The 3,318-nt window shown below is 73.8% G+C and carries 3 protein-coding genes; 2 read left to right on the forward strand and 1 reads right to left on the reverse strand.

The window, feature by feature from the left end:
* On the forward strand, window positions 1-899 hold an 899-nt coding region (locus tag I6A60_RS43235), incomplete at its 5' end, for a LuxR C-terminal-related transcriptional regulator (protein WP_305038825.1).
* Window positions 900-1,108: 209 nt separating this feature from the next.
* On the opposite strand, the gene I6A60_RS40785 is transcribed toward I6A60_RS43235, so the two are convergent.
* Entirely contained in the window at window positions 1,109-1,423 is a 315-nt protein-coding gene (locus I6A60_RS40785; RefSeq protein ID WP_203011690.1) for a hypothetical protein, read from the reverse strand.
* 918 nt (window positions 1,424-2,341) lie between these two features.
* On the opposite strand from I6A60_RS40785, the gene I6A60_RS40790 reads away from it, so the two are divergent.
* A complete protein-coding gene (locus tag I6A60_RS40790) occupies window positions 2,342-3,169 on the forward strand; it encodes a LuxR C-terminal-related transcriptional regulator (RefSeq protein WP_238437280.1) in 828 nt (275 codons plus the stop codon).
* Window positions 3,170-3,318: the final 149 nt, after the last annotated feature.

Genomic DNA, 3,318 nt, shown 5'->3' on the forward strand with positions numbered 1-3,318 from the left:
GGGGCTTTATGGGGTGGGCGGCGGGGGGCGGGGGAAACGGCGGGGCGGGGGCGCGGGGCGGGGGGGCGGGGGGGGGCCGGGCGGCCCCCGGGGCGGCGCCGCGCCGCCGCGCCGGCGCCCGCCGGCCCGGGTCACCGGAGACCCGGGTGCGCACCGGCCAGACGGGTGTGGCCGCGCCCCGACCGAACGCGCCTCGACTCGACCGCGGTGGCGCCGTCACCGTTCCGACCGCCCGCCGGGCGCCGCTGCTGGCCGACGGCCGCTCGGTCGGCCTGGATGACCGTGGCCTGCCAGGGGCGGGGGAGGACTTCAGCCATGTCGGCGCCGAGCCGCCGCCGCTGGCCGCCGACGGTCTCGCCCGGGGTGAGCAGGTGCCGTCCGGGCGACCGGACCCGTCAGTCCGGCCGGCACCGTCAGTCCGGCCGGCACCGTCGGTGCCCCTGCCGCACGGCGGGCCGGGACGGTACCCACCCGGCGCCGAGGTGGCGGACCGCCGCGGCCTCACCCACCGAGATGCCGCCGACCGTGGGCAGGCCGGGGCGTCGGGCTCCGGCCCACGCGGCTCCGGCCAGGCCACGCCGCCCGGCCGGCCCGGCGGCCCGCGGTCTGTCGGCCCGGAGGCAGGGCTCGTCGCGGGCGGCCTGACCTCGTTCCCCGCGGAGCGCGAGGCCGGCCAACAGTCGGCCAGCCGGGCCGGGCGCGGAGCGGACCGGCTGAGCGACCGTGAGCTGGCGGTGCTCAGCTACCTGCCGACCATGCTCACGACGGCCGAGATCGCCGCCGAGTTGTACGTCTCGGTCAACACCGTCAAGACGCACCTGAAAAGCATCTACCGCAAGCTGGACGTCGCTCGGCGCCGCGATGCCGTGCACCGAGCCCGCGCCCTGCACCTGCTCTGACCGCGCACCTGCTCGGACCGCCGTCCGCCGGCGCGGCGGTTCGGACCTGTTTGTTCGCTCTGGCGGGGTATGGGCGAATGGGGTCCCGCCCCGCCCGCACCCCACCGCGGCGCAGGCGTGTCACCGTCCGTGATGGTGACACGCCGTAGTCGTGCGGCGGCGTCTGGCGGCCGGCTGGCCGCGCCGGGTGCCGCGGCCGACCGGCCGTCCTAGGGACGGAAACCGCCTGGCCGCCATGCGTCGGGCCCGGTGGCCGCCGGCCGTGGCGCGGCCGGGGGCGGCAGGTTCGCGGGATTGACCGTCCAGTCGCCCAGCTCGCCAGGCAGGCCGGTGGGCGGGCGTGGCTCGCGTTCGCCGAGGCCCGGGTTGAACAGCCAGATCAGCCGGAGCACCAGGGTGACGATGCCCGCGATCGCCAGGATCAGGCCCAGCGCCGGGAGATTCAGGCCCTGAACCCGCCAGGTGATCGCGTACCGGAGGATCGCGCCGACGACGATCATGAAGATCGACGAGCCGATGGTCACCGTTCTTCACCCCTCTCGGGCCGCGGTTCCGGCTCGTCGCCGGCCGGTGGACGCAGTGCCGCCCTCTGGTGGGCGGACGTCCGTCGGCCTGACGCGGGGCCCGGTCGCGGGCACGGTGAGTGCCGCGACCGAACGGGTCGGAACGGGCGGACCGTGTCGCCGGGAACCGTACCCTCGGTAGCAACCTGTTACACAGAGTGGGTGCGGGCGCGTTGGCCCGGTCGTGCCAGCGGTGCTGGGAATGGCCCATGTGTGCAGAGCGTGACTAGCCCGTTCGGGTAGTCGGAATGCGATCAACAACTACCTATTGCATCTGTGTGGCTACTCTCGATAGACAGAGAGCGCTCTCATGGGACTTTAGGCCCTGTGTTGATCTCGAAAGCCCGAGTCAAGGTTGGCAAGGGGTAAAAAGTCCCGCCCGGCGTCTAGCGTGCCCCCGAGGGTGCCCCTACGCTGACCCAACATGTCCAGCTTGGTCGGTAATACCCCGGCGGCATCGACCCGGGACGCCGAGCCCTCCGCGCCGATCGTCGCATCGGCGCTCTGGCGGCCCAAGACGCCCGCCGCGACCGCCGGACTCCTCGTTACCTGTGCAGTTAAGCCTGGCGTCGACAGGACCCGGAGGCAGGCGTGACCGACCACATGCTTGATGGCGAGACGGATACCGATTTGGTCGGTACAGCCGGAATGTCACAGCTTCGTCGCCAGCCAAGACCGGTGACTATCGACACACCCTCCGCTGTCCTGCGCGGACCAGCCCCGCTGGTCGACGGCGCGGCGGTTCACCGGCATCCAGGATCGGCCGGGAACGCGCCGATCGCGAACGCCTCGATGGTGGGTAATTCGTCGTCCGCCGCGGTCGACCGAGCACGCGGCGCCGGAATGGGAGCTCAGCCGGTTCGGCCGGCGGTGGTCGGAATGCAGGCCCGTACCCAGCTGAGCCCGCGTGCGGGCCAGGCGCCGCGTGACCTCGCCCTCGGCGCGGCCGAGCTGCGCGGCATCCTGCGCCTCGTCGAGGACTGCGAGCGTGCCGCCACGCTGCCGGCGTTCCGCGAGGCCGTCCTGGACGCCATGTCCCGCCATCTCGGATACCGCAATTCGGCCTTCTTCCTCGGGCCGACCCTGGAAGCCGCCTTCCAGGACCCGCGCCCGTCTGGCCGTGGGCTCGCGTTGCGGATGGCCGGGCCCTTCCTGGACCGCTACCGCGGCCTGGAGGTGTTCTCCGACCCCGAAAGCCTCCGGCTCATCCGGGAACGCGGCCTGGTGACCCTGGAGGACGTCGGCAACCCGGCCCGGCCGGAGATCCGGCTGCGTATGGAACGGTTTCTGCGCGCCCATGGCATCCACTCCGAGCTGCTGCTGAGGCTCGCCGGGCCGCCGAACATTGGCGCGGTGATCTCGTTGCTGGACCCCCGGCCGGGCGCTTTCGGCCCGCGTGACCGGGCGATCGCCGCGGTGCTCGGGCGCCACCTGGGCAACCTGCTGCGGTTCCACGTCCGCGCCAACACCGGCCCGGCCGTGACCGCCAAGCTCTCCGCCCGGGAGCGCGACGTGGTCCGGCTCGTCGCCGAGGGGCACTCGAACCGGCAGGTCGCCGAGGCGCTGTGCATCAGCATCGACACCGTGAAGCACCACCTGACGCACGCGCTGGTCGCGACCGCCTGCACCAACCGGACCCAGCTGGCCCTTGCCTGGCAGCGTGAGATGGGCCCGTCGACGCCGGGCGCGGGCGCCGGCCGGGAGTGAGCCAGCGCCGGGGGGCGCCGGCCCCGGGGGCGGCCCCGGCGGGGAGGGCGCGGCCCGCGGCCCGTAAACCACACGGCTCCGGACCCGGCCGTTCGTGGCAGCCGCGGGCAAGACCGTTGCCTGCCGCGAAATAGATCGATTTACCGCAA

It is taken from the genome of Frankia sp. AgB1.9 (genome assembly GCF_016786355.1).
Lineage (GTDB): Bacteria > Actinomycetota > Actinomycetes > Frankiales > Frankiaceae > Pseudofrankia.

Excerpts from the sequence above, each read along its gene's own strand:
- I6A60_RS40790 (WP_238437280.1), top strand. The coding sequence starts at position 2,342 with ATGCAGGCCCGTACCCAGCTGAGCCCGCGTGCGGGCCAGGCGCCGCGT.